Origin of the sequence: Mesorhizobium sp. B2-5-11, from assembly GCF_006440835.1 — a bacterium.
In the GTDB taxonomy this organism is placed as follows: domain Bacteria; phylum Pseudomonadota; class Alphaproteobacteria; order Rhizobiales; family Rhizobiaceae; genus Mesorhizobium.
In genome coordinates this window covers 166,789-192,961 of sequence record NZ_VFUK01000001.1, presented here as the reverse complement: position 1 = coordinate 192,961, position 26,173 = coordinate 166,789, and the positions used below count along the sequence as shown (strand labels likewise).

Here is a 26,173-nt window from a genome sequence, read left to right as displayed (position 1 = left end):
CTCCGTCACCCACCCCCTCGACCGTCTCGGCGCTGCGCACTGATCCACCGCCCTGGGGCGAGCCACGGATCTCGCCCCGTCCTTCGGACCCCACAAGGGGAGAAGGAAGAACCTGCCCCACCACCGCCTTGCCAAACCCACCCGCACTGCTATTCTTGCTGCTAAAATAATTTCACGCACAGGCAAACTTGTTTCTCGAACCGCAAGGCTGAGATGAGCCAGTCGCCCTACCCTGCCGTCGCATCCGGACCACCCCGGCCGAGCCTGATCCTGCGGCCCGGCCAGATCGCGCTGCCGCCGGGCATGGAGCGCTATACGGTCCAGGGCAATGGTGCGGTGCTGATCGAGGTCGAGGCCGGCGACACGATCACAGTGCGCAATGTCGAGGGCGGCCAGGCTTGCGAACTGCTGGCATGGGATGGCACCGGTGCGACCGATCCCTCCATCCTCGGGGAAAACTCCAACAGCAATGCCGCCGGCATCAAGGCGCTGCTTGCCGAGGGCGATGACAGCCTCGCGTCCCTGCGGCGCGGGCTCGCACGCCGGCAGGTGCGGCTCGACCAGGCCAAGGCGGTGCGCGTGTTCGGCGGCGCCACGCCGGCCGGCACCGAACAAGCTTTCACCGTCGTGCGCGACGGCTCGGTGGTGATTGCCGCGCCCGGCGGGCCGATGCTGGTCGACGGCCATGATACGGCGACGCCGCTTACCGTGATCGTGCGGCGTGCCACCATCCGTCCGGCGGCGAAGTCGCTATTGGCCGACCCGCTCGCCGATCCGGTGCTCGATTTGCGCGTCCATTCGGCGACGGCGGAATCCTACTTCGTCAAAGCCGGCGACTATCTGCAGATCATCGACGTCGACGGGCGCCAATGCACCGACTTCCAGTGCTTTTCGGCGCGCAAGCTGGACAAGGGGCTCGACCATCCGCTCGATGTGACGACGACACGCACGCTGATGGGCGCGAGCTATCCGATGCCGGGGCTGCACTCGAAATATTACGACCAGGACATGGAGCCGCTGGTCGAAGTGGTGCAGGACACATGCGGCCGGCACGACGCCTTCGCGCTCGCATGCGCCGCCAAATATTACGATGACATCGGCTATCCCGGCCATGCCAACTGCTCGGAGAACTTCAACCGCGCGCTGTCGGACAAGGGCGTCACACCACGCGCCGGCTGGATGGCTATCAACTTCTTCTTCAACACGGCAATCGACGCGCATGGCATCATGGTCTCCGACGAGCCATGGTCGCGGCCCGGCGACTATGTGCTGCTGCGGGCCCTGACCGACATCGTCTGCGTGTCCTCCGCCTGCCCCGACGATACGACGCCGGCCAATGGCTGGGACCTGACCGACATCCATGTGCGCACCTATTCCGGCCAGCACAAATTCTCGCGTGCGATCGCCAGACGCATGACGCCCGATTCGGAACCGAAAATGACCCGCGAGACCTCCTTTCATTCGAGCTTTGCCAAGCACACCCGCGACTTCGTCGAGTACAGGGGCTATTGGCTGGCCAACTCCTTCGCCAGGGAAGGCGCGATCGCCGAATACTGGGCCTGCCGGCAGGACGCCGTGATCATGGACCTGTCGCCGCTGCGCAAATTCGAGGTCACCGGCCCGGATTCCGAAGCGCTGCTGCAGTACACGCTGACCCGCGACGTCAAGAAGCTCGGCGTCGGCCAGGTCGTCTATTCCGCCATGTGCTACGAGCATGGCGGCATGATCGACGACGGCACGCTGCTCAGGCTCGGCAAGGACAATTTCCGCTGGGTCGGCGGCGACGATCTGTCCGGCGAATGGCTGCGCGAGACGGCGACAAAGCTCGGCCTCAACGTGCTGGTACGCTCGTCCACCGACCAGATGCACAATATCGCCGTGCAGGGGCCGAAGAGCCGCGATATCCTGAGGAAGGTGATCTGGACCTCGCCGCTGCAGCCGTCGATCGAGGAACTGGAATGGTTCCGCTTCGCCGTCGCGCGCATCGGCGGCGGCAATGGCGTTCCGGTCGTCGTCTCGCGCACCGGCTATACCGGTGAACTCGGCTACGAGATCTGGTGTCATCCGCGCGACGCCGAAAAGGTCTTCGACGCGATCTGGGCCGCCGGCCAGCCGCATGGATTGAAGCCGATGGGCCTGCAGGCGCTGGACATGGTGCGCATCGAGGCCGGGCTGATCTTCGCCGGTTACGAGTTCTCCGACCAGACCGACCCGTTCGAGGCCGGCATCGGCTTCACCGTGCCGCTGAAGTCCAAGACCGACGACTTCATCGGCCGCGAGGCGCTGATCCGGCGCAAGGAGAACCCGCAGAACAAACTGGTCGGGCTCGACATCGATGCCAACGTCGCGGTCGGCCATGGCGATTGCGTGCATGTCGGCCGCGCCCAGATCGGGGTCGTCACGTCGGGCATGCGCTCGCCGGTGCTGAACAAGACCATCGCGCTGGCGCGGCTCGATGTCACCCACGCCGCCATCGGCGCGCGAGTTGAAATCGGCAAGCTCGACGGCCACGCCAAGCGGCTGCCGGCGCGAGTCGTGGCCTTCGCCCATTACGATCCGCAGAAGACCAGGCCGCGTTCCTGACCGCGGCCTTCCGGGCATACGGGATTGCCCATCGGCGGCGCCGCGGGGCACATTTGTGCGCCCGCCCGCAAGCGTGATGTGCACGGCGCGACAAAACGCTTGACGTGAAAGCGCGCCGGATCAATCTTCACTCCTAAGAAAAAAATACGACTGAGTGGAAACACTGAAGTCGCGGCGATATTGGCCGGGAGCAAGCTTCGCACAGCCGAGGCGTCGCCGGCGGGGAACATCAAAAAGGGGAATTCACCGACATGAGCACCATAAGCACAGTCCTGGACCAGCCTGCCGAAAGCAAGCTGCTCAGGCATATCGACTGGCGCGGCGCCTTCTGGGTGGCGAGCGGCGTCCCGGCCCTCGTCCTGTTCTCGATCGGCGGCATTGCCGGCACGACCGGGACGCTCGCTTTCCTGATCTGGACGGTGTCCATGGTCATGGGCTTCCTGCAATCCTTCACCTATGCCGAGATCGCCGGCCTGTTCCCGAACAAATCGGGCGGCGCCTCGATCTACGGCGCCACCGCCTGGCTGCGCTACTCCAAGTTCATCGCGCCCTTGTCGGTATGGTGCAACTGGTTTGCCTGGTCGCCGGTGCTCTCGCTCGGCTGCTCGATCGCCGCCGCCTATATCCTCAATGCGCTGGCGCCGGTGCCGATCTTTACCGACACGTCGCCCGAGGTCGCCGCCTATATCGCGGCACATGCCGGAACGAGCGCCGGCGACGCCATTACCGCGGTGACCGCGGCGGCGACCCCGGCGATCCGCACGTGGTCGGCGTTCAGCCACACGCTGGGTCCGGTGTCCTTCACCTTCAACGCCACCTTCTTCATCGGCGCCGTGCTGATGCTGATGATCTTCTCGATCCAGCATCGCGGTATCCTGGGCACCGCCAATGTGCAGAAATATATCGGCCTGCTTGTCATCGTCCCGATGCTGATCGTCGGCGTCGTGCCGATCTTCACCGGCCAGATCAACTGGGCCAATTTCTCGCCGCTGGTTCCCTTGGCCGCCGCCTATGCGCCAGAGCCCGGCGCCTGGAACATCGCCGGCTGGACGCTGGTGCTCGGCGGCATGTTCATCGCCGCCTGGTCGACCTACGGCTTCGAGACCGCCGTCTGCTACACCTCCGAGTTCAAGAACCCGGGCACCGATACCTTCAAGGCCATCTTCTATTCCGGCCTGCTCTGCATGCTGCTGTTCATCCTGGTGCCGTTCACCTTCCAGGGCGTGCTCGGCCTCAACGGCATGCTGGCGACGCCGATCGTCGACGGTTCGGGCGTGGCGGATGCTCTCGCCGGCATGGTCGGCGGCGGCGGGCTTATCCACAGCCTGCTGGTGATGCTGATGATCCTGGCGCTTGTGCTGTGCATCATGACGGCGATGGCCGGCTCCTCGCGCACGCTCTACCAGGGCTCCGTCGACGGCTGGCTGCCGCGCTACCTCAGCCACGTCAACGAGCATGGCGCGCCGACGCGGGCGATGTGGACCGACCTGTGCTTCAACCTGATCGTGCTGGCGATCGCCTCGGCCGATGCGACGAGCTTCTTCTTCATCCTCGCCGTATCCAATTGCGGCTACATCATCTTCAACTTCCTCAACCTCAATGCCGGCTGGATCCATCGCATCGACAACGGCCATATCGCGCGGCCGTGGAAGGCCCCGACGTGGCTCTTGGGGATCGGGGCGATCTTCGCCTATGTCAACGCGATCTTCATGGGCGCCGGCGCCAAGGTGTGGAACCCGATGGCGCTGTGGGCCGGGCTGATCACCGCGGCGCTGATCATCCCGGTGTTCTGCTTCCGCCATTACATCCAGGACGGCGGCAAGTTCCCCGACCACATGCTGGCCGACCTCGGCATGGCGGGAGCGGACCTCTCGGTGAAAAAGGCGGGCATGCTGCCCTATCTGACGCTGGTCGCCGGCGTGGCGGTAATGCTGATCGCCAACTGGTTTTTCGTCATCTGATTTGCCTGACGGGCAAGCGGCCTTCGGCTCCGCAAGAACAGAAATTGGCCGGTCTCAAATGAGACCGGCCGATTTCGTTCATTCAGCCGCCAAAGCGAGTTGCGGCCTCTCGACGCCTTCGACGATTTCTGGTTCGGGCGTCTGTTCGTCGGTCGGCACCTTCTTGCGCTCGCGGCCGAAGAACAGGGCGTAGCCGGCGGGCAGCACCAGGATGGTGAGCACGGTTGCAACCAGAATGCCGCCCATCATGGCGTAGGCGAGCGGCCCCCAGAATACGCCGCGCGAGATCGGGATCAGCGCCAGAACCGCGGTCATTGCCGTCAACACGATCGGCCGGAAACGGCGCACAGCCGAGCCGATGATCGCTTCGGAGCGTTCCATGCCTTTCGCGATGTCCTGGTCGATCTGGTCGACGAGGATGATGGAGTTTCGCATGATGATGCCGAGCAGCGCGATGACGCCGAGGATGGCGACGAAGCCGAACGGCGCGCCGCTGATCAAAAGGGCCGCGGCCGCACCGATGATGCCGAGCGGACCGGTGGCCAGCACCAGCATGGCCTTGCCGAAATGCTGCAGCTGGACCATCAGCAATATGACGATGACGGCCAGCATGATCGGCGCCTTGGCGGCGATGGAAGCCTGGCTTTCCGCCGAATCCTCGGCACCGCCCTGGATCTCGATCTTGTAGCCGGGCGCCAGGCCGTCGCGCAGGCCCTTCATGTCGTTGTACATCTTGGTGACGACGTCGTTGGACTGCACGCCGTCGGGCAAGGTCGCCCGCACGCTGATGGTCGGCAAGCGGTCGCGCCGCCACTCGACGCCTTGCTCCAGCACCGGCACAACCTTGGCCACCTGCGACAGCGGCACGAAGCCACCGAAATCGGTCGGGATGTAGATGGAATCGACCGAGGACAGCAGCGCGCGGCTGGCATCCGGCTCGCGGGCGACGATGGACACCGTTTCTTCGCCGTCGCGGAAGTCGCCCAGCGGCGCGCCGGACATGGACGCCTGCAGCATCTGGCGAATGCGTTGCGAGGTGACGCCCAGCGCGCGGGCGCGGTCCTGGTCGATGACCAGCTTCATCGCCGGCACAGGTTCCAGCCAGTCGTCATGGACGGCGCCGAGCAGCGGGTTGGCCTGGAATTTCGCCTTCACCTGGTCGGCAATGCGCCGCACTTCCTGGCGGTCCGGACCCATGACGCGCATCTGCACCGGCCAGCCTGTCGGCGGCCCGAGGAACAAGCGGTCGACCTTGCCGCGGATGGAGGGGAAGTCCTGCGCCAGGATGGTACGCAGCTTGACGATCAGCCGCTCGCGCGCCGGCTCGTCATTGGCCATCACAAGAAGCTGGGCGAAGTTCGGATTCCTGAGCTGCTGGTCCAGCGGCAGGAAGAAGCGCGGCGCGCCTTCACCGATATAGGTGGCGATGAAGCGCTTGTCCTTGTCGTCCATCATCTTGGCTTCCAGCGCCTTGGCCTGCGTCTCGACTTCCTTGATGCTGGTGCCTTCCGGCAGCCAGAGATCGACGAGGATTTCCGGGCGAGACGATTGCGGGAAGAAGTTCTGCGGAATGAACTGGAAGGCCCACAGGCTGGCGGCGAAGGTCACCAGCGTCATCGTCAGCACGATGATGCGATGGCGCACGGCCCAGGTAACGGTCGAGCGAAGCCGGCGATAGAAGCTGGTGTCGAAGACGTCGTGGTGGGAGCCGGCATGCTTGCGCTGCTTGAGGATCATATATCCCAGCCATGGCGTGAAATAGACCGCCACGAACCAGGACACGACGAGCGCGATGCCGACGACGTAGAACAGCGTGCGGACATATTCGCCGGCGGTGGAGGCGGCGAAGCCGACCGGAATGAAGCCGGCGGTGGTGATCAGCGTGCCGGTCAGCATCGGGAAAGCGGTCGAGGAATAGGCGAAACCCGCCGCCTCGATCTTGACCAGCCCCTCCTCCAGCTTGCGTTCCATCATCTCGACGACGATCATGGCGTCGTCGACAAGCAGGCCGAGCGCGATGATCAAGGCGCCGAGAGAAATGCGCTGCAGGTCAATGCCGATCTCGTACATGATGGCGAAAGTGGCGGCCAGGACCAGCGGGATGGCGATCGCAATGACAAGTCCGGAGCGCCAGCCGATCGACAGGAACGAGACGACGAGCACGATCAGCAGCGCTTCGCCGAGCGCATGCATGAACTCGCTGACAGCGTCCCTGACGACCTCGGGTTGGTCCGATATCTGGTCGACGGAGACGCCATAGGGCAGCGCCTCCTCGAATCGCTTGTAGGTCGCCTCGACGTCCTTGCCGACATCGGTGACGTTGAAGCCCTTGGCCATGACGACACCGAGCTGGACGCTCTCGTGGCCATTGAACCGGTACTTGCGCTCGAAAGGATCCTCCAGCCCCGAGCTCACGGTGGCGATATCGCCAAGGCGCGTCACCTGGTTGCCGGCGCGCAAGCGCAGCTCGCGAATGTCGGCCGCCCTGGTGACGTCGCCCTCGACCGAAATGCGGACCGAGCGCAGGCCGGTGTCGACAGAGCCTGCCGGGTCGACATTGTTCTGTCCCTTGATCGCGTTCTGCAGGTCAGTCAGCGTCAGGCCGCGCTCGGCCAGCGCCTTGGACGAGACGTCGATATAGATCTTCTCGGGCTGGTCGCCGATGATGACCGCCTTTTCGACGCCGGGCGTCGTCAGCAGCATATCGCGGGCCTGGATGGCGAACTTCTTCAATTCGGGATAGCTGAAGCCATCGCCGCTGATCGAATGCAAGGTGATGAAGGTGTCGCCGAATTCATCGTTGAAATAGGGGCCGAGCAGGCCCTGCGGCAGATCGCCTGCTATGTCGCCGACCTTCTTGCGCACCTGATAGAAGGCGTCGTTGACCTGGGCAGCATTGGTGTCGCCCTTGATCTGAACCGTGATGATGGCGCTGCCGGCGCGCGTGTAGGAGCGCACGAAGTCGAGATGCGGCGTTTCCTGCAGCTTGCGTTCGATCTTGTTGACGACCTGGTCTTCCATCTCCTGGATCGAAGAACCCGGCCAGATCGCCTGCACGACCATGACGCGGAAGGTGAAATCGGGATCTTCCTTCTGGCCCATGCGCATCAGGCCGAGCGCACCGGCAAGGATGATCAGGCCGAACAGGAAACGTGCGATGCTCGGATGCCCGATCGCCCAACGCGAGAGGTTGAAAGGCCGCTTTTCAGTGTTGCTGTCGGTGGTCATGGCGCCAGTCCAGTCCAATTGATCTGCAGGGCAGGTTCATCATGCCGTTCATGCGTTCTTCGTCTGGCTTCCGGGCGGCGAAGCTCCCTCAAGCGGAGAGACTCGCATCGCGTGTGACGCGACAATGATGCGGGGGAGCCATCTTGCCGGCGTCTCGACGATCGGGCGCCTGCCGCCCGGAAACCATGGCCTGCCCGGTCTTGCGGCTCGCGCCGCCAAGACAGGGGGGCTTTCGTAGTGCCTGGCTGTCAGCGCAGGCTGCTGGTGGCAGCGTCGTCCGCCGCCGAGGCGGACTGCTGGAGACTATCGCCGGACAGCTTGACCTTCAGATTGTCGGTCATGAACTGGGTGCCAGCGGCAACCACGACGTCGCCCTGCTTGAGGCCGTCGGCAACCGCGACGCCATCGGCGGTGAAGTTCGCAATCTTGACCGGACGCGAATGCACGGTGTCGCTGCCGCGGTCCACGGCCCAGACGATCTTCTGGCCGTCCTTTTCAGCCAGGGCGCTGAGCGGGATCGAGACCAGCTGGGTCTTGCTGTCGATCGAGGCCTGCACGTTGGCGGTCATGCCGAGCAGCACGCGCGGATCGTTGGGAAGCGAGACGCGAACGGCGAAGGTACGCGACTGCGGGTCGGCGCTGCCGGCCACTTCTCGGACCTTGCCGGCAAGCGTCAGCGCATCGTCCGCCCAGAAGCTTGCCTTGACCTCCTTGCCCGGCCTGAAGCCGGCAATATCCATTTCCGGTACCGCGATCAGCACTTCCTTCTCGCCATCGACGGCAACCGTCATCACGGGCGTGCCGGCACCGACCACCTGGCCGACATCGGCACTGACCGCGGTGACGATGCCGTTCTCGCTCGCCTTGAGGTCGGTATAGTGGACCTGGTTCTGAGCCTGGGCGAGGGTCGAGCGGGCGGCATCGCGCGTCGCGACCGCCTGGTTGTAGGCCAGCGTCGCCTGCTCGAGCTGCGATTTCGGCGCGAAATTCTTGGCATAAAGCTGCTCGGCGCGCTTCCTGGCGAGATCCACCGTCTCGACCTGGCGCTCGGCGGCGTCAAGGCTCGCCGCGGCGCTTTTGACCGAAAGCTCGTAATCGGAGGGATCGATGCGGGCGAGGACGTCGCCCGAGGTGACATGCTGGCCGATGTCGACGAGCCTCTCGGTGACCTTGCCGGCAACGCGGAAGCCGAGATTCATCTCGGTGCGAGCACGCACCGAGCCGGAGTAATCGAGCTGGCGGGTGGTCTGCGCCGCGCCGATCTCGACGACCTTGACGGGGCGGATGATATCCCTGACCTCCGCCTTCTCCTGGGAACAACCGGCCAGGCCGAGTGCCGCGACGATCAGGCCGGCAACGGGCAGCCAGCGGATAATGGAATTGGACGAAGACACCTTAGCACTCCCAAACTGGAGATTGATTGTCGTTGCCGGCGCCCGGCGGGCGGCGGCTATTTCTTCAAGGCCTTGATCGCATAGTCGATGAGGTCGTCGGGCATTGCCCGGTTGGTCTTGGCAAGACACTGGGCCACCATCTGCGGGTGGCACAAAATGACCGTGGCGGCGCCGAAGCAGCGCGACGCAATCACCGGATCCTGTTCCCTGAATTCGCCGGCCGCGATGCCCTCGCGGATCACCTCGGCAAAAAGATCGTGGATACTGTCGACATGCTTGTCGATGACGCCCCAATCGCGCTCGAGAGCGACGATGACCATCTCATGGACCTTCTGGTCGTCGAGCATGACCTCCATCGTCATCTTGTACTGCGCGTGCACGTAGCGCCGCAGCCGTTCCTCGGCGCTGATCGGCAAATGCATGATCTCGTAGGCCATCCTGTAGCTGGCCCCGAGCATCCGGCCACAGACCGCCTGGTGGATTTCGACCTTGGACGCAAAGAAGCGATAGATGTTGGCTGGCGACATGCCGAGTTCGCGGGCAATGTCGGCGACATTGGTCTTGCCGTAGCCATAGTGCCGGAACAGGCGCTCGGCGCAATCGAGAATGCGCGTTACATTCTCCTGGCGAGCGGCATCGGCGACGAGGTTGGCGGTTTCGGACATAGCCTCTTTCGATTTACTAGTGATGAATTTTGATTTTCGTCACTCGTAAATCGAAAGGAACGCGATGTCAACGCGGATTCGGCGTACGCGTACAAAATGGTGACAGATGGTGACAGTGAGGGGGGTGGCTCGCCTCGCACTTCGTCATCCCAGGGTGGAGCAGTCGCGAAGCGACGTCGCGGAAATCCTAGGATCCATGCCGTGGCCTTGCGGCCGTGCTCCGGCCGTCGAGGATGGCTGCTGTAGGCTACAGTAACTTCCTGATCCACCTCATTTTTTGACTGACATCAGGGCATGGATCCTAGGGTCTGCGCCGCGTCGCTTGGTCCTTGCTTCGCCCTGGGATGACGAAGTCACAAGGCCCGCCGCAAATTGTCGAGGTCATGGCAAGAGCGGCCATGCGGCCTACGCCTCCTTCGCCATCTCCCTTAGCCGGAATTTCTGGATCTTCCCCGTCGAGGTCTTGGGGATCTCGGCGAACACCACCGCTTTCGGCAGCTTGAAGCGGGCAAGCAGCGCGCGGCAATGCTCGATGATCTCTGCCTCGGTCGCCGTCTTGCCAGGCTTCAGCTCGACATAGGCGACCGGCACCTCGCCCCATTTCTCGTCCGCCCGCGCCACCACGCCGCAAGACGCAACGGACGGGTGCTTGTAGAGCGCGTCCTCGACCTCGATCGAGGAAATGTTCTCGCCGCCCGAAATGATGATGTCCTTGGAGCGGTCCTTGAGCTGGATATATCCATCCGCATGCATGACGCCGAGATCGCCGGAGTGGAACCAGCCGCCGGCGAACGCCTCGTCGGTGGCCTTGCGGTTCCTGAGATAGCCTTTCATGACGATGTTGCCGCGAAACATGACCTCGCCGATGGTCTGGCCGTCGGCGGGCGTCTGCGTCATCGTTTCGGGATCCATCACCGTGAGGCCTTCGAGCGCGGCGTAGCGGACGCCTTGCCTGGCCTTCCTCGTGGCCCTCTGCCCCTTCTCCAGATGATCCCACTCATTGTGCCATTCGTTCACCACCGCCGGGCCGTAGGTCTCGGTCAGACCATAGAGATGCGTGACGGCGAAGCCGGCATCGGCCATGCCGGTGAGCACCGCTTCCGGCGGCGGCGCGGCGGCCGTGTTGAAGGTGACGGCTTGCGGGAACTGGCGCTTGTCCTCATCCCTGGCGTTGATCAGCACCGACATGACGATCGGCGCGCCGCACAGATGGGTGACGCCATGGTCGGCGATGGCGTCGTAGATCTGCTTCGGCCGAACCCAGCGCAGACAGATATGGGTGCCGGCCTGGACGGCCAACGTCCACGGAAAGCACCAGCCATTGCAGTGGAACATCGGCAGTGTCCACAGATAGACCGCGTGCTTGGCCATGCCGGCATGGACGGTGTTGGCGTAGGCCATCAGCGCAGCACCCCGATGATGATAGACGACGCCTTTCGGGTTGCCTGTCGTGCCCGAGGTGTAGTTGAGCGAAATGGCGTCCCACTCGTCGTCAGGCACCGACCAGGCAAAATTGCCCTCGCCCTCGGCGACGAAGGCCTCGTAGTCGAGAGTGCCGATGCGACCGCCCTTCGGATAGGGAGCGTCCGCGGCGTAGTCGGGATCGTCATAGTCGATGACCAGGGGCTTCACCTTGGCCAGGTCAAGCGCTTGCCGAACCACTTCGGAGAATTCGCGATCGACGATAAGCACTCTGGTCCCGGCATGGTCGAGCTGGAAAGCGATCACGGCGGCGTCGAGGCGAGTGTTGAGCGAATGCAGCACCGCCTTGGCCATTGGCACGCCGAAATGCGCCTCCAGCATCGGCGGCGTGTTCGACAGCATCACCGTCACCGTGTCGCCCTTGCCTATGCCGCGCCTGGAGAGCGCCAAGGCGAGCTGCAGCGAACGCCGCCAGAAATCGCGATACGTCACGCGCTGCCGGCCATGGATGATGGCGACATGATCGGGATAGGTCTTGGCGGCCCGCTCCAGATAAGTGAGCGGCGTCAGCGGCTGGTGGTTGGCAGCGTTCCTGTCGAGATCCTGTTCGTAAGGGTTGCCCATCGTGTCCTCCCCGTATGTCCCTTTGCCGACATGTTCTAACCACAGGCTGGGGCCGCGTCACCAGCAACGATGCCACGACAAAGCGCGTCTGGCGCAATGATGATCTAGATTTGCCGCGCGTAAAGGCATCGCGTACCTCCGCGCGGTTTGACTTTTGTCGAGAGCCGTGACTAATGTCAGCCGAGGAGAAGGCATGGCAATCCGACCGGCAGAACAACTTATCCACAAGGCCGCCTGGCTCTATTATGCGCATGGCCTGCGCCAGGACCAGGTGGCGAGCCAGCTTAACATTTCCCGCGCCTCGGTTGCCATGTATCTGCGCAAGGCGCGCGAGACCGGCATCGTCAACATCTCGACCTCGACCCAGCTTTTCACCGACGACGTCATGGCGCGCAAGCTCGAGGATGCACTCGGTCTCGACGCGGTCTGGATCGCGCCGGAAAACGGCCATATCGCCGATCCCGCCACCGACATCGCGGTGCTGGCGGCGAGCGTCTTTCTCGAACTGGTGAAAAAAGGCGACCGCATCGGCGTCGCCTGGGGACGCACCGTCTACATGATCGCCGACATCATGTCCTACGCCGATCTCCAGGATGTCACCGTGGTGCAGCTCTGCGGCAATCTCGGCGCGCCCTATTCCTATCGTCCCGACCAGTGCACGATGGAGATCGCCCGGCGGCTCAACGCCAAGGGCATCAATTTCTACGCGCCGCTCGTGCTGACCACCGAAGAGCTGGCGCGCGGCCTGCGGGCCGAGCCTGTAATCCGCGAACAGCTGTCGAGCATCCACGAATGCGATCTGGCGCTGTATTCGGTCGGCGCCGTCGATGCCGACAGCCATCTGGTCAAATGCGGCGCGCTGACATCAGACGAAATGGCCGACCTGCGCAAGGCGGGCGCGGCCGGCGTCATTGCCGGGCAGATCATCGATGCCGAGGGCAAGGTGCTCGACTGCGGCTACAACCGGCGGGTGATCTCGGCGGAGCTTTCCTCGCTGCGCGCCATTCAGAAGCGGCTGATGGTGGTGCAGGAGAACAGCAAGTTCGAACCCCTGCTCGCGGCGATCGCCGGCGGTCTTTGCACACATCTGGTGGTCGGCGCCGATATGGCGCAGCGGCTTCTGGATCATGCCGGAGCGCCAGGCAAAAAGGTATCCTAGAGACCATTCCTGCCGCGGCCGTCATCAAGGCGTCGTGGCATTCCTGTTTCACCACTATGACAGCAACTGGACGAAGCTAATGAAGAACCTGTGGAATGACGGCGACGCGGAGAAGATGGTTGCCGACTATGCAAAGAAAGGCGTCGGACGCGATCTCGCGCTGCGCGTCTACACGACGCGCCTGCTGGGCGGCGAACCGCGACTGGTGCTGCATGGCGGCGGCAACACCTCCTGCAAGACCAAGGCGACCGACCTCGTCGGCGACGAATGGGACGTGCTGTGCGTCAAGGGCAGCGGCTGGGATATGGCCGTCATCGAGCCGCAGGGCCTGCCGGCGGTGAAGATGGGCGCGCTCATCAAGGCGCGCGCGCTGGACAAGCTCTCCGACGAGGACATGGTCGCGCTGCAGCGGGCGAACCTCATCGATCCGTCCTCGCCCAATCCTTCGGTCGAGACATTGCTGCATGCCTTCCTGCCGCACAAATTCGTCGACCACACGCACTCGACCGCCATCCTGGCGATCGTCGACCAGGAAGACAGCAAGCCGCTGGTGAAGACGGTGTTCGGGACCAAGATGGGCTACGTGCCCTACATCATGCCGGGCTTCGACCTCGCCAAGGCGGCGGCCGACGTCTTCGATGCCGACCCTGATGTGGAAGGACTGATCCTCGACAAGCACGGCATCTTCACCTTCGGCGACGACGCCAAGCAGGCCTACAACCGGATGATCCACTATGTGAATGTCGCCGAGGAGTATGTAGCCAAGCATGCCAAGCCCAAGGCGGCAAAGGCCGCGCTTCCGGCGAAGCTCGCGACGCCGGCTTCCATCGCTCCTATGTTGCGCGGCGCCGTGGCGGTGGCACGCGGCGAAGGCCGCTTCGACCGCATGATCAGCGATTTCCGCACCTCGGATGCGATCGTCGATTTCATCAATTCGGCCGAGATCGCCGACTACGCCGCGCGCGGCGTGTCGACGCCGGACCTGTCGATCCGCATCAAGACCGGGCCGATGGCGGTGCCGGCGCCAGATGCGGACAAGGCCGGCGACCACAAGGCCGTCATCAAGAGCCATGTCGACGCCTTCGCCAAGGAATACCGCGCCTATTTCGAGACCAATGACGCGCTCGACGACGTCAAACGCACCATGCTCGACCCGATGCCGCGGCTGACGCTGGTGCCGGGGCTCGGCATGTTCGGCCATGGCCGCACGCTGAAGGATGCCAGGATCGCTTCCGATGTCGGCGAAATGTGGATCGAGGCCGTGCGTGGCGCCGAGGCGGTCGGCCGTTTTCATCCGCTTTCCAAGGCCGACCTGTTCCCGCTCGAATACTGGTCGCTGGAACAGGCCAAACTCGCCTCCAACAAGCCGAAGCCGCTGACCGGCCAGGTCGTGCTGATCACTGGCGGAGCCGGTGCGATCGGCGCCGCGACAGCCAAGCTTTTCGCCGACAATGGCGCCCATGCGGTGGTCGTCGATCTCGATGGCGAAAAAGCCGCTGATGCGGCCAAGAAAGCGGGCAACAATTCGATCGGCGTCGCCGCCGATATCACCGATCCGGACCAAGTGCGTGCAGCCTTCGACAAGGCGGTCGCCGTGTATGGCGGCGTCGACATAGTGGTGTCCAATGCCGGTGCCGCCTGGGAAGGCCGGATCGGCGAACTTGACGACGCGCTGCTGCGCAAGAGCTTCGAGCTCAATTTCTTCGCCCACCAGTCGGTGGCGCAGAACGCGGTGCGCATCATGCTCGAACAGGGCACCGGCGGCGCTCTCCTGTTCAACACCTCCAAGCAGGCGGTCAATCCGGGTCCGAAATTCGGCGCCTATGGCGTGCCGAAGGCGGCGACGCTGTTCCTGTCCCGGCAATATGCACTGGATTACGGCGCGCATGGCATCCGTTCCAACGCCGTCAATGCCGACCGCATCCGCTCCGGGCTGTTGACCGACGCCATGATCGCAAGCCGTTCCGGCGCGCGCGGTGTCTCGGAAAAAGAATACATGTCCGGCAATCTGCTCGGCCAGGAAGTGACCGCGCAGGACGTGGCGCAGGCTTTCCTGCACCACGCGCTGGCCGACCGCACAACCGCCGACGTAACGACGGTCGACGGCGGCAATATCGCGGCGGCGCTGCGGTAGCACGGTCACGCATAGCGCACAGGAGGCTTGCAAGAACACCAGCGTGTAGCTACATTGCGGCTCAAACTCAAGGAGTCACAATATGGCAACGGATACGGTTGTCCGCGCTCGAATTGATACGGCGACAAAGGACCAGGCTACCGAAGCCCTGGCGGCAATGGGACTGTCGGTCTCCGACGCCATTCGCCTGCTGCTGGTCCGCGTCGCCGCCGACAAGGAATTTCCCTTTCCGGTGAAGGTGCCGAACGCAACCACCCAAAAGGCCATTGCCGAATTGGAAAAAGGCAAAGGCAAGCGTTTCGCGTCAGCCGACGAATTGTTCAAGGATTTGGGCATCTGACATGCCGACGCCCGTTCACTCCGGGCAATTCCGCAGGGACGTTAAGCGCATGGAGAAGCGTGGCAAAGACCTCGCTAAATTGCGCGAGTTGTTGGGCCTGCTCATCGCCGGACTGCCGGCGCGTTATAAGGATCACCCTCTAAAAGGCGACTGGAAAGACTATCGGGATGCGCATGTAGAACCTGATTGGCTCTTGATCTACCGCATTGCCGACGATGAGCTGCGGCTTGCCCGCACCGGCTCCTACTCCGATCTGTTCAACGAATGAAGACAGCAAAAAAGCCGCCTGCAGTTGCTGCAAGCGGCTGTTCCAAGTGTGAGCGAATTGCAATATCGATTGGCCTACTTCGCGTTCGGGTTCGGCATCCAGGCCGGCATGGCGACATCGGCATGGGCGAACTGCGGCAGCTTGGCCGACAGGTCCTCCATATTCTTGATGTCCTTGTCGAGAAGGTCCTTCTGGGTGATCAGCGTCGGCGGCACGACGACGTTGTGTCCGGGGTCTTCGCCGGCCAGCAGCTGCGCCAGCGCACGCACCGAGACCTGGCCGACGACGGCCGGATTGGTGGCCGCGGTTGCCGCCCAGGCGCTGTCGGGCTCGCGCATCGCCGCAATGTCAGAGGTCGAGATGTCGGCCGAATAGATCTTGATGTCCTTGTTCAAGCCCGCCTCGTCGACGGCGATCTTCACGCCCTTGGCGAACTCGTCATAGGGAGCAAACATCACCTTGATGTCGGGATGGGCGGTCAGCACCGAGCGCGCCTGGTTGGCGACCGAGTTGGCGATCGGGTTGTCCAGCGTGCCGAACATGGCGACTTCGTTGATGCCCGAGTATTTCTTCTTCACGTCGACCCATGTTTCATTGCGGCGGTCGAGCGGGGCTATGCCCGCGACATAGACATAGCCGGCCTTCCAGCTCTCGCCATTGTCCTTGACCGCCTGCTCGAGCGCGAGGCGCGCAAGGTCGCGGTCTGACTGCTCGATCTGCGGGATCTTGGGGTTTTCGACGTTGACGTCGAAAGCGACCACCTTGATGCCGGCGTCGACCGCGCGCTGGGCGGCGTCCTTCATCGATTCCGTCAGGCCGTGCTGGATGATGATACCCTGCACGCCAAGCGCGATGGCCTGGTCGACCATGTCGGCCTGGAGGGCGGCGTCCTGGCGGCTGTCGAGCACGCGCAGGTCGACGCCGAGGGCCTTGGCCTGCGCCTCGACGCCGGACAGATAGGCCTGGAAGAAGTCACCGGTCGAGAGATAGCGCACCAAGGCGATCTTGACGCCTGGCTTGTCGAACGGCGCCGGGCGATCGGCAGCCAGGGCCGTCCCTTGCACCAGCAACGCCGCGCCGGCGAGCCCGAGCGCTGCTTTGCCCAAAAGTCTTCTTGTGATGTTCACGTCGTTTCCTCCACTTGTTGAAATGCAACCCGGTCGAAATCTATGTCCTGCCCCTGCCGGAAAGAGCGAAGGTGAAGACAAGGGCGACGACCAGAACGGCGCCCTTGATGAAATCCTGCGTGTAGTACGGCGCGTTCATCATCGTCAGGCCCTGCAGCAGGACACCGACGAAGACGGCGCCGACAGCCGTGCCGAACGCGTTCGGCTTGGCGGCGCCTAGCACCGCGTAGCCGATGAGCGCCGCGGCGACGGCGTCGAGCAGCAGATTATTACCCGAGGCGATGTCGCCGCGTCCAAGCCGGGCGGCGAGCAAAATACCGCCGATCGAGGCAAAAACTCCTGAAATGATATAGGCCCAGATTTTGTATGCCTTGACAGGCGCGCCGGCGAGTTCGGCGGCGCGCTCATTGGAGCCGACTGCATACATCATGCGGCCGAAGCGGGTGTATTCGAGGAAGAACCAGATCAGCACCGCGAGCACCGCCAGGACGACGACCGAGACCGGAACGAGATTGGGAATGAAGAAGTCGAAGCGGTGGCGGCCGAGCGCCAGGAACGCCTCGCCGAACTTGCCGTTGGCGACCGAGCCATCGGGCATGGTCATGCCGGTGGCGATCGAGCGGCCTTCGGTCGGGATACGCTGCAGGCCGACCAGCAGGAACATCATGCCGAGCGTCGCCAGCAGGTCCGGCACGCGCATATAGACGATCAGCCAACCATTGATGAGCCCAACGATAACGCCGATCAGCAGGCAGACGATGACCGCGATGACAGCGTTCTGCTCCAGCACGACCATGACATAGGCCGCCGCCATCATGGCTGACGTGGCGACCGAGCCGATCGACAGGTCGAAACCCCCAACGACCAGCGTGGCGGTGACACCAAGCGCCAGCACGCCGGTGATGGCGACCGACTGGAAAATGAAGACCGCACTTTGCGGCGAAACGAAACCGTCGGCGGCGATCGCGAAATAAGCGACGAGCCCGAACAACAGGACGATGAAACCGTAGCGGATGGCGTGGTTGCGCTGCGTCATTCAGCGCCCCCGCGCGCCGCTGCCGTTTTTACCCAACTCGAACCCATGCTCTCCATTCCAATTGTCATTGTCAGCTCTTCAATTCCAGCCGGTCAAGCCGCGCGGTGCGGCAGCCCGCCGGCCACCTCGGCCAGCAGGCGATCGAGATCGATGTCCGCGTTGCGGTGTTCGCCGACGACGGTCTGCTCCGACATCACCAGGATACGGTCGGCCGTCTCCAGCGCCTCGTCGAGTTCGGTGACGAACAAAAGCGTCGCGCGGCCATTGGCGCTTGCCCTCAGCTTGGCGGCGATGTCGCGCCTCGCCGAGATGTCGACGCCCTGAAACGGCTCATCGAGAATGAACAGGCTTGCATCCTGCGCCATCCAGCGGGCGACCATCACCTTCTGCTGGTTGCCGCCGGACAATGCCGACATCTCGTCCTTCTCGGAGCGGCAGACGATGCCCAGTTCCTGGATCTGCCGGCGCGCCGTGGCGCGTTCGAGGCGGCGCTTGAGCACGCCCAGGTTCGACATCCGCCTCAGGAACGGCAGGCTGACATTGCGCTCGATGTTGAAGCCGCCGACGATGCCGCTGGTGGCGCGATCCTTGGCGATGAGGAAGACGCCGGCGGCGATCGCATCGCCGGCCGAGCGCGGCGCGTAGGGTTTGCCGTTCATCGTCATGGTGCCGGCGATCGGCCTGCGCACGCCGAATAGCGTCTCGGCAAGCGCTGTCTTGCCGACGCCGACCAGCCCGGTGACGGCAACGACCTCGCCGTCGCCAAGGGTCAGCGAGATCGGCCTGGCGCCCTGGGCGATGCGCAGGCCTTCGACGGTCAGCACCGCCTTGGCCGAGTGCCTGGCGACGATCTGGTCGAGGTGGATCTTGCGGCCGAGCATGGCATTGACCGCACCTTCGTAGTCGAGCGGCTTCTTGTCGAAGACGCCGGACACGGCGCCGTCGCGCATCGAGACGATGCGGTCGGCAAGCCGCCTTATGTCGGACATGCGGTGCGAGATATAGAGGATCGCCACGCCTTGCGCGCGCAGCCTGTCGACCAGCGCAAAAAGCCGATCGGCTTCGGCGCTCGATAGCGATGAGGTGGGTTCGTCGAGGATCAGCACTTTCGGCTGATGTGCCAGCGCGCGGGCAATCGCCACCATCTGGCGATCGGCCAGCGAGAGATCGCTGACGCGCGCCTTCAAGTCGATCGCCAGGTCCATGCGGTCGGCAACCGCCTTGGCCTCGCGACGCACACGGACCGGGTTGAAGAGCACCGGGGCGCCACTGCCGCTCAGCCTGTCCAATGTCAGGTTGGTGGCCACGTCAAGGTCGGCGACGACACCGTCATTGATGTTCTGGTGAACGGTGACGACGCCAGCGCGGATCGCTTCCGCCGGTCTTCCCGGCGCAAAGTCCTGGCCGGCCAGGGTCATGGTGCCGCCGTCGCGCTCGTAGACGCCGCTGACGATCTTGACGAGGGTGGATTTGCCGGCGCCGTTGGCGCCCATCAGGACGGTCACTTCACCGGCATGGAGTTCGAGCGAGACGCCGCCAAGCACCTCGTTGCGGCCAAAGGATTTCCTCAGTCCCTCTACGCGGAACACGGCATTGCCGACCATGCGTTCCTCCCTGACGGTGACGCTATGGGCTACGTCGGCAATTGTCAACACGATTGACAATTGCCAGAGCGCTACCTAGCTTGGCCCCGCCGCCGTGGCTCCGCTACTATAGGGGACGAGCAGGAGAGGTGAGGATGACCGGGAAGACGCCGTTCGAAGCACTGTCGGTGGAGACGCTCGCCACGCGGCTCGGCAGCAACGAGGCGCTCACCCAGCGCATCGGCGAGGACACCAGCCGCTGGAAGGTGCGCGAGGTCGGCGATGGCAATCTGAATCTCGTCTTCATCGTCGAGGGCGACAAGGGCGCGGCTGTCGTCAAGCAGGCCCTGCCCTATGTCCGGCTGGTCGGCGACAGCTGGCCGCTGCCGCTGAAGCGTTCCTTCTTCGAATATCACGCGCTGACACGGCAGGAGGCGCGCGCGCCGGGCTCGGTGCCGGCCATCTACCATTTCGACGAGACCCAGGCGCTGATCATCATGGAGTATCTGTCGCCGCACATCATTTTGCGGCGGGCGCTGATCGAGGGCCGGCAATTGCCGAACATCGCCAGGGATATCGGGCTGTTCATGGCCCGCACCCTGTTCCGCGGCTCCGACTTCTCGATGGTGACCAAGGATCGCAAAGCGGATCTGGCGCTGTTCGCCGACAATGTCGAGCTGTGCGACATCACCGAGAATCTGGTGTTCTCCGACCCCTACTTCGACGCCAAGATGAACCGGCACACTTCGCCGCAACTCGACGCCCTGGTCGCCGAGTTGCGCGCCGACCGCGACCTCAAGGTGGAAGCGCAGCGCCTGAAGCATCTTTTCGCCGCCAATGCAGAGACATTGCTGCATGGCGACCTGCATTCCGGCTCGATCATGGTCACGGATACAGAGACCAGGATGATCGACCCTGAATTCGCCTTCTACGGGCCGATGGCGTTCGACGTCGGCATGTTGCTCGCCAATTTCTGGATGGCCTTCTTCTCGCAGCGGGGTCATGAGCAGAGCGGCAAGCGCGACGCCATGCGCGCTTATCTGCTCGATGTCACGGCGCAGACGTGGTCGGTGTTCCGCACCGAATTCTCGCATCTGTGGCGCACGGAGCGCAACGGCATGCTTTATCAAAAGAGCTTGTTCGAGGATCAGGGCGACAGGCTGGGCGCAGAACAGGCGCTCGACCATGTGCTGCACCAGATATGGGACGACCTCCTCGGCTTTGCCGGCATCGAGGTGCACCGGCGCATCCTCGGCCTCGCCCACAATGCCGATTTCGAAACCATTGCCGACGAAGACCTGCGCGCCACATGTGAAGCGAGGGCGCTGAAGTTCGGCCGCCACATCGCCGTCAACAGGCGTCATATTCACAGCATCGACGAGGTCAACAACCTGGCCGCGCTGATCGAACAGGAGAACCGCATTTGAACGTCGGCGAGCGCCACTATCGCACCATCTGGCTGAGCGACGATGGGCGCTCGGTGGAGATCATTGACCAGCGCTGGCTGCCGCATGACTTCCGTATCGTGAAGGTCGACACCGTTAATGGCATCGCCACCGCCATCCGCGACATGTGGGTGCGCGGCGCGCCGCTGATCGGTGTCACCGCTGCCTATGGCGTTGCCATGCAGATGGCGGACGATCCGGCGGATGCCGCGCTCGATGCCGTCTGGGAGACGCTCCACGAGACGCGTCCCACGGCGATCAATCTGCGCTGGGCACTGGATGAGATGCGGCGGTTCCTGCGGCCGCTGCCGACGGAACAACGCGCCGCAGCCGCCTATCGTCGCGCCAGCGAGATCGCCAACGAGGATGTCGGGCTCAATCGCGCCATAGGCGAGAACGGTCTCGCCATCATCAAGGACATCGCGGCGCGCAAAAAGCCGGGCGAAACCGTCAACATCCTGACCCATTGCAACGCCGGCTGGCTGGCTACCGTCGACTACGGCACGGCCACCGCGCCGATCTACCTGGCAACGGAGGCCGGCATTCCGGTCCATGTCTATGTCGACGAGACGCGGCCGCGCAACCAGGGCGCCCAGTTGACGGCCTGGGAGATGGCCGGCCACGGCGTGCCGCATACGCTGATCGTCGACAATGCCGGCGGCCATCTGATGCAGCGCGGCGCAATCGACATGGTCATCGTCGGCACCGACCGCACGACGGCCGACGGCGACGTCTGCAACAAGATCGGCACCTATTTGAAGGCACTCGCCGCCGCAGACAATGACGTGCCGTTTTACGTTGCGCTGCCTTCGCCGACCATCGACTGGACGGTGGGCGACGGACTTGCCGAAATCCCGATCGAGGAACGCTCCGGCGACGAGGTTTCGCTGGTGTGGGGCAAGACCGCGAGCGGCGAGATCGCCCAGGTGCGCGTCTCGCCGGAAGCGACGCCCGCGGCAAACCCCGCCTTCGACGTGACGCCGGCGCGGCTGGTCACCGGCCTGATCACCGAACGCGGCGTCGCCAAGGCCTCGCGTGAAGGGCTGAAGGCGATGTTCCCGGAGCGTGGATAGCCGGCTCTCGCAAAGGCAAGGAACCACCTTTCGCTGTTCAGAAGGTGCTGCTCTTTGCGATCTCCAGCGAGTTGACGAAATCCAGTGAACGCCGCAGCGCGCTCCGAATGGTGGCGATATCCACCGGCGCGCTCCGCCGTTGGGGATCACGGTGCTGCGGGCGCCGCAGCCGCAATGGCAGTTCGATGCTGACCGGCAGCGTCGCGGGAAGCGTTGCCCAGTACGGTTCGTAGCCGATCGAGCCGTCACCGATGGCGCAAAATGTCCATCCCTCCCCGGTGCTGACGACATCCTTCAGATGAGCATGCCCAACGGCATCGATGGCATCAGCGATATCTTGCGCCGGCTGCACCGTCTCGTTGCTGTAGGTAAAGACATTTCCGGCGTCGTGGTTCAGGCGCACGTGTCGCGATCCGATGTCCCGAATGAAGCTTGCCCCCATCCGGGCACTGCCGAGCAGATCGCCTTGGCCATGTCCGGGGTTTTCAAGCGCCAGGACGATGCCGACTTCCTCCAGCCTCGGCAGGAGGGCGTCAATCGTTTTGCGGATCGCCGCGCTGTTTCTCGCCGGGCCGGCATTGGTAATCAGGAAGGACGCGCCAAGACCGGCGGCAAAGCCGATGCGGCGGGACAAGGCGTCGACGGCATCGGCCCCCGACAGGTCGAGATGAGCCGACACGGCATTGATCCCCAGCCCGGCATGTTCCGCTGCCTGGCGCAACTTCGCGGCGTGCGCAGCCGCAAACATGCCTTCGTCGAAATCGACATAGCCGCGGATGAAGGCCGGCTCGACATGGAGGGCGCCGGCCGCCGCAATCTCCTCGAGGGCCAATTCCATGGGATAGCCATCGAAGAGCGCGGTCGATACCGAGGTCCGGCGCGGCGAAGGCAGGGCTCAGGCTCCCTTGCCGTAGACGATCAATTCCGAGGCTTCCTTGACCTTGGCAGGAGACAGCGCTTCGCGCCAATCGTCACGGACCACGACGCCCTTGGCGAACCGCATCAGGCGTAGCGCCGCATCGGACGGCACTTTCGGAGAGAAGCCGAACCACATGGCAATCTCGACGTTCAGATGGCCTATCAGGAAATCCATCGCGGCCTTCCTGGGAATGCCATATTTGCGTTCGCACTCCTCGACAGCCTCGACCATGGTGTCGACGAAGGGCATGGCCACCATTTCGGACAGGCCCGGCTCCAGGATCGCCAATTGTTCGACCGTGACGCGATGGCTGTCGATGATCGGCGACCACATGGCCCTGCACACTTCCTCGCCAAGCGCATAGTGCTCTTCCGGACCTTGCATCAGGGCACAGACGATCGATTGCCTGGCGATGCCGCCATGGTAATCGCGACGCGCGGCCCATTCCGTCTCTTCGCCGAACAGTGGCGGATGGCAGGGATGGCCGACGAAATAGGTGAGATCCGGCCGATCCGCGGGCAAGTCGCCGGCATAGGGCGCTGCCGCATCCAGAATGAGGATCATGGTGCCCGCGGCAAGCATCGGCGAGATCTGCCGCGCCACCTGGCCGATGATATTGTCCGGCAGGGCCATTACCACCACCTTGGCGCCGGGAATGCCCTCGTCCATGGCGACGGCGCCGATATCGGCCTCTCCCAGCCGCTTGCGGCCGGCCTCGCCGATCTCCACGGCGCGGACATCGTAGCCCGCTTCGATCAACTTGCGTGTCACGCGGAAGCCCATCTTCCCTCCGGCCCCAAGCACCGCCACGGATGTCGTCATTTGCTTTCTCTCCCATTTGCCTTGATGGCGCGCCGATGGCGCAGATTCAGCCGAACGCTTGCAGCGCGGCTTCGAGCTCCGGATGCGTGGCGGCATAGTCGCGTGCGGGAATCCCTGCCGCCGCGGCTTCGAAAGCATCATGCAGGCTTCGAACGCCGGCGGCCGGCCCGCCTGGATGCGCCATGATCCCGCCGCCGCAGCAATAGATGAAATCGTCCGAGCCGAGCCTCGTATAAGTCTCGGCTGCCTGCACAGCGGTCTGCCCGGACGAAAACACCGGCATGACCGTATCGGGACGGCCAGCCCGCTCGAACATCGGGGTGAGACAGCCATGGGCCGACGCCATCACCGATTCGTCCGGCTCGCAGAACTTGTTGGACAGCCCGTTGACGTGCATGTGGTCGATGCCCGCCAGACGCCAGAATTTCTGATAGGCGAGATAGCTCATGCCGAGATCGGGAGAGCGGCTGAAGAGGCCCCAGCCGGCCCGATGGCCGTGCAGCGCAACGGCGGAGTGGCGACGCATCTCGATGACGGCGGACAGGCCGACGGAATTCAGGACCAGCATGGCGCAGGTCCCGCCACGGCGCTCGACCAGATCCAGCTGGCGACGCATGGCGTCGATGTCACCGGAAATGTTGGCCGCATACATGACCTTGCGCCCGGTCCTGTCGGCGTGCCTGTCTATCACCGCCATGACCGCTTCGAACCGGTGTTCGAACGGCGAATGCGGAGGGTCTCCCATCAATTCGTCGTCCTTGATAAAATCAAGACCCGCGGCAATCAGCGTGTCGGCCAAGGCTGCCGTCTCCTGCGGGGTAAGACCAACGCTCGGCTTGACGATGGTGCCGATCAGCGGGCGCCCTTCGACGCTTGTCAGGCGACGCGTTCCCTCGACGGCGAAGGCCGGCCCTGGATAGGCATCCGCGAAGGCATCGGGAAAGGTAACGTCGAGGAGACGCATGGCCGAGAAATGATGCAGCTCGAACAGATTGCCGAGAACCGTCGACCAGACCGAAGCCAGCACTGTCCCCGTATTCTCGATGTTCCAGGAAAGGCCCACCTTGGCCCGGTGCGGCCTCACGGTCGCATTTTTTGGCGAGCGCGAGAACGGCAACGCCTCGCTGTCGACCTCGGCAACATCGCTGATGAATTCGACGCGGGCTCCGAACCTGCGCAGCAGCTCCGGCGTTTCTCCGGGTATGGCGCGGAAAGTCCCGCTTGATTGTTCGCCCGCCATCGCAGCCGCGGCAACCTCCAGCGGGTAGCGGGTTTCGATCAGATAGGTGGCGCGGAGGCGACCGGACAATGCAGGCTTCCCGACTGGAATGACGTTCACGGAGTGACCGTTAGCACCAAAAAGAAATCATGTCATCATATGAGTTTTCCCGGGCAAAAAATTTCGGCGGCCGCTCAGCCGGCGCCGCCGCCGGCCAGTTTCGAATAGAGCTCGTTGGCGCGGCCAATGTGGTCGGCCATTGCCGCGCTCGCGCCTTCCGGATCGCCGCCGGCGATTGCCTTGTAGATCCGCTCATGCTCCTCGACCGTCAGCCGCTCGGCGCCTTTCATCGCCACCAGATCCCGCTTGAAACGGGACAGCCATTCGAGCATTCCCTTCGCCACCGCCGCTATCATCGAATTGCCGCTCATCTCCGCAATGACGGCGTGGAACTCCATGTCGGCAGCTACAAACCGGGCTTGGTCGCCCTTTGCCTCGCGCAAATGACGCAAGGTCTCCGCGAGGCGTTCCAAACTCTTGGCCGTAGCGCGCCGCGTGGCTATCCGAACCAGGCCGGTTTCCAGCAAGAGCCTGACTTCCTTGAGTTCTTCAAGCCCGCGAGAGTTCGTCGCCAGCATCATGACCATCGCCGCTGAGACCTGATCGACGATGACATCAGGCGTCGGATTGATGACGCGGGCACGTTCTCCGTGCGAGATCCTGATAAGTCCCATCTGCTGCAGCGACAGCATCGCTTCCCTGATCGAGGGCCGGCCGACGCCGATCATCGTCATTAGTTCCTTTTCCGACGGCAATTGAGAGCCGGGCGGGAATTCGGACGTCGAGATTGCCGCCATCAGCCGGTCAAGCACCTCCACATACAATTTCTTTTTCTGGACCGGCTCCATCTGTCCCTCCCTGGGGTGTTCGCGGAACAATCGATCCCGAGTCGCGTCGGCAGACAAGGGTCGCGCCATCGATTGACATTACATATATGATGACCTAACGTCCGTCTACGGCCGACTTTGGACTGGTCACCAGTTGCTGGAGCAGGCCGGCTCCGTTTGGCCAAGGAAGAACGAAGCTGACGGCCGAGCTTCGTCTCGTCCTTAAATCGAAGGAGGTTTCGGCAATCGAGGTTCCGGTGCCCGCTTGCCTATTTGGTATGCTG

The 26,173-nt window shown here is 63.6% G+C and carries 19 protein-coding genes; 8 read left to right on the top strand and 11 right to left on the bottom strand.

Annotation, left to right across the window (positions count from 1 at the left end; translation table 11 throughout):
* Positions 1-213 precede the first annotated feature (213 nt).
* A complete protein-coding gene (locus FJ490_RS00890) occupies positions 214-2,583 on the top strand; it encodes an aminomethyltransferase family protein (RefSeq protein WP_140728116.1) in 2,370 nt (789 codons plus the stop codon).
* Positions 2,584-2,834: 251 nt separating this feature from the next.
* Positions 2,835-4,544 carry an APC family permease gene (locus tag FJ490_RS00885; protein ID WP_140564312.1) on the top strand — a complete coding sequence of 570 codons (1,710 nt, stop codon included), beginning with the start codon at positions 2,835-2,837 and terminating at the stop codon, positions 4,542-4,544.
* A 78-nt stretch (positions 4,545-4,622) separates the two neighbouring features.
* Here the strand turns inward: FJ490_RS00885 and FJ490_RS00880 are convergent, their stop codons facing one another.
* The 4 genes from FJ490_RS00880 to FJ490_RS00865 all read right to left on the bottom strand — a co-directional run bounded on the left by FJ490_RS00880 (position 4,623) and on the right by FJ490_RS00865 (position 11,877).
* Positions 4,623-7,772 (bottom strand): efflux RND transporter permease subunit, encoded by a 3,150-nt coding sequence (locus FJ490_RS00880; RefSeq protein ID WP_140728115.1) that lies wholly within the window; start codon positions 7,770-7,772, stop codon positions 4,623-4,625.
* A 248-nt stretch (positions 7,773-8,020) separates the two neighbouring features.
* The gene (locus FJ490_RS00875) at positions 8,021-9,166 is read right to left on the bottom strand and encodes an efflux RND transporter periplasmic adaptor subunit (RefSeq protein ID WP_140497845.1); all 1,146 of its coding nucleotides are present in this window, start codon (positions 9,164-9,166) and stop codon (positions 8,021-8,023) included.
* A 56-nt stretch (positions 9,167-9,222) separates the two neighbouring features.
* Positions 9,223-9,831, bottom strand: coding sequence for a TetR family transcriptional regulator (locus tag FJ490_RS00870; RefSeq protein ID WP_140497843.1), 609 nt, complete (start codon positions 9,829-9,831; stop codon positions 9,223-9,225).
* 405 nt (positions 9,832-10,236) lie between these two features.
* Positions 10,237-11,877, bottom strand: a complete 1,641-nt coding sequence (locus FJ490_RS00865; RefSeq protein ID WP_140728114.1) for an acyl-CoA synthetase — start codon at positions 11,875-11,877, stop codon at positions 10,237-10,239.
* 193 nt (positions 11,878-12,070) lie between these two features.
* Between FJ490_RS00865 and FJ490_RS00860 the strand changes: the two genes are divergently transcribed.
* The 4 genes from FJ490_RS00860 to FJ490_RS00845 all read left to right on the top strand — a co-directional run bounded on the left by FJ490_RS00860 (position 12,071) and on the right by FJ490_RS00845 (position 15,778).
* Positions 12,071-13,036 carry a sugar-binding transcriptional regulator gene (locus FJ490_RS00860; protein WP_140497839.1) on the top strand — a complete coding sequence of 322 codons (966 nt, stop codon included), beginning with the start codon at positions 12,071-12,073 and terminating at the stop codon, positions 13,034-13,036.
* A 79-nt stretch (positions 13,037-13,115) separates the two neighbouring features.
* Positions 13,116-15,170, top strand: coding sequence for a bifunctional aldolase/short-chain dehydrogenase (locus FJ490_RS00855; RefSeq protein WP_140728113.1), 2,055 nt, complete (start codon positions 13,116-13,118; stop codon positions 15,168-15,170).
* An 82-nt stretch (positions 15,171-15,252) separates the two neighbouring features.
* Positions 15,253-15,510, top strand: coding sequence for a type II toxin-antitoxin system RelB/DinJ family antitoxin (locus FJ490_RS00850; RefSeq protein WP_140520872.1), 258 nt, complete (start codon positions 15,253-15,255; stop codon positions 15,508-15,510).
* A 1-nt stretch (position 15,511) separates the two neighbouring features.
* Positions 15,512-15,778: a type II toxin-antitoxin system YafQ family toxin gene (locus tag FJ490_RS00845; protein WP_140728112.1), complete on the top strand. Its 267-nt coding sequence runs from the start codon at positions 15,512-15,514 to the stop codon at positions 15,776-15,778.
* A gap of 74 nt (positions 15,779-15,852) precedes the next feature.
* Here FJ490_RS00845 and FJ490_RS00840 read toward each other — a convergent pair whose 3' ends face one another.
* The 3 genes from FJ490_RS00840 to FJ490_RS00830 all read right to left on the bottom strand — a co-directional run bounded on the left by FJ490_RS00840 (position 15,853) and on the right by FJ490_RS00830 (position 19,545).
* Entirely contained in the window at positions 15,853-16,905 is a 1,053-nt protein-coding gene (locus FJ490_RS00840) for a substrate-binding domain-containing protein (RefSeq protein ID WP_140623603.1), read from the bottom strand.
* Between the two features lie 40 nt (positions 16,906-16,945).
* A complete protein-coding gene (locus FJ490_RS00835) occupies positions 16,946-17,941 on the bottom strand; it encodes an ABC transporter permease (protein WP_140520875.1) in 996 nt (331 codons plus the stop codon).
* Positions 17,942-18,033: 92 nt separating this feature from the next.
* Positions 18,034-19,545 carry a sugar ABC transporter ATP-binding protein gene (locus tag FJ490_RS00830; protein ID WP_140559476.1) on the bottom strand — a complete coding sequence of 504 codons (1,512 nt, stop codon included), beginning with the start codon at positions 19,543-19,545 and terminating at the stop codon, positions 18,034-18,036.
* A gap of 134 nt (positions 19,546-19,679) precedes the next feature.
* On the opposite strand from FJ490_RS00830, the gene mtnK reads away from it, so the two are divergent.
* Together mtnK and mtnA are read left to right on the top strand one after the other, a co-directional pair.
* Entirely contained in the window at positions 19,680-20,951 is a 1,272-nt protein-coding gene (gene mtnK, locus FJ490_RS00825) for an S-methyl-5-thioribose kinase (protein ID WP_140514666.1), read from the top strand.
* The gene (gene mtnA / locus FJ490_RS00820) at positions 20,948-22,042 is read left to right on the top strand and encodes an S-methyl-5-thioribose-1-phosphate isomerase (protein ID WP_140559320.1); all 1,095 of its coding nucleotides are present in this window, start codon (positions 20,948-20,950) and stop codon (positions 22,040-22,042) included. The genes mtnK and mtnA overlap by 4 nt, the downstream gene beginning before the upstream one ends.
* Before the next feature lie 37 nt (positions 22,043-22,079).
* Here the strand turns inward: mtnA and FJ490_RS00815 are convergent, their stop codons facing one another.
* The 4 genes from FJ490_RS00815 to nanR form a co-directional block, all read right to left on the bottom strand.
* Positions 22,080-22,880 carry a sugar phosphate isomerase/epimerase gene (locus FJ490_RS00815; RefSeq protein ID WP_140655666.1) on the bottom strand — a complete coding sequence of 267 codons (801 nt, stop codon included), beginning with the start codon at positions 22,878-22,880 and terminating at the stop codon, positions 22,080-22,082.
* Positions 22,881-22,937: 57 nt separating this feature from the next.
* Positions 22,938-23,783, bottom strand: a complete 846-nt coding sequence (locus FJ490_RS00810) for a phosphogluconate dehydrogenase C-terminal domain-containing protein (RefSeq protein WP_140655663.1) — start codon at positions 23,781-23,783, stop codon at positions 22,938-22,940.
* Positions 23,784-23,829: 46 nt separating this feature from the next.
* Positions 23,830-25,092 carry a ribulose-bisphosphate carboxylase large subunit family protein gene (locus FJ490_RS00805; RefSeq protein ID WP_181165155.1) on the bottom strand — a complete coding sequence of 421 codons (1,263 nt, stop codon included), beginning with the start codon at positions 25,090-25,092 and terminating at the stop codon, positions 23,830-23,832.
* A 104-nt stretch (positions 25,093-25,196) separates the two neighbouring features.
* Positions 25,197-25,910 carry a transcriptional regulator NanR gene (gene nanR / locus FJ490_RS00800; protein WP_140497819.1) on the bottom strand — a complete coding sequence of 238 codons (714 nt, stop codon included), beginning with the start codon at positions 25,908-25,910 and terminating at the stop codon, positions 25,197-25,199.
* Positions 25,911-26,173: the final 263 nt, after the last annotated feature.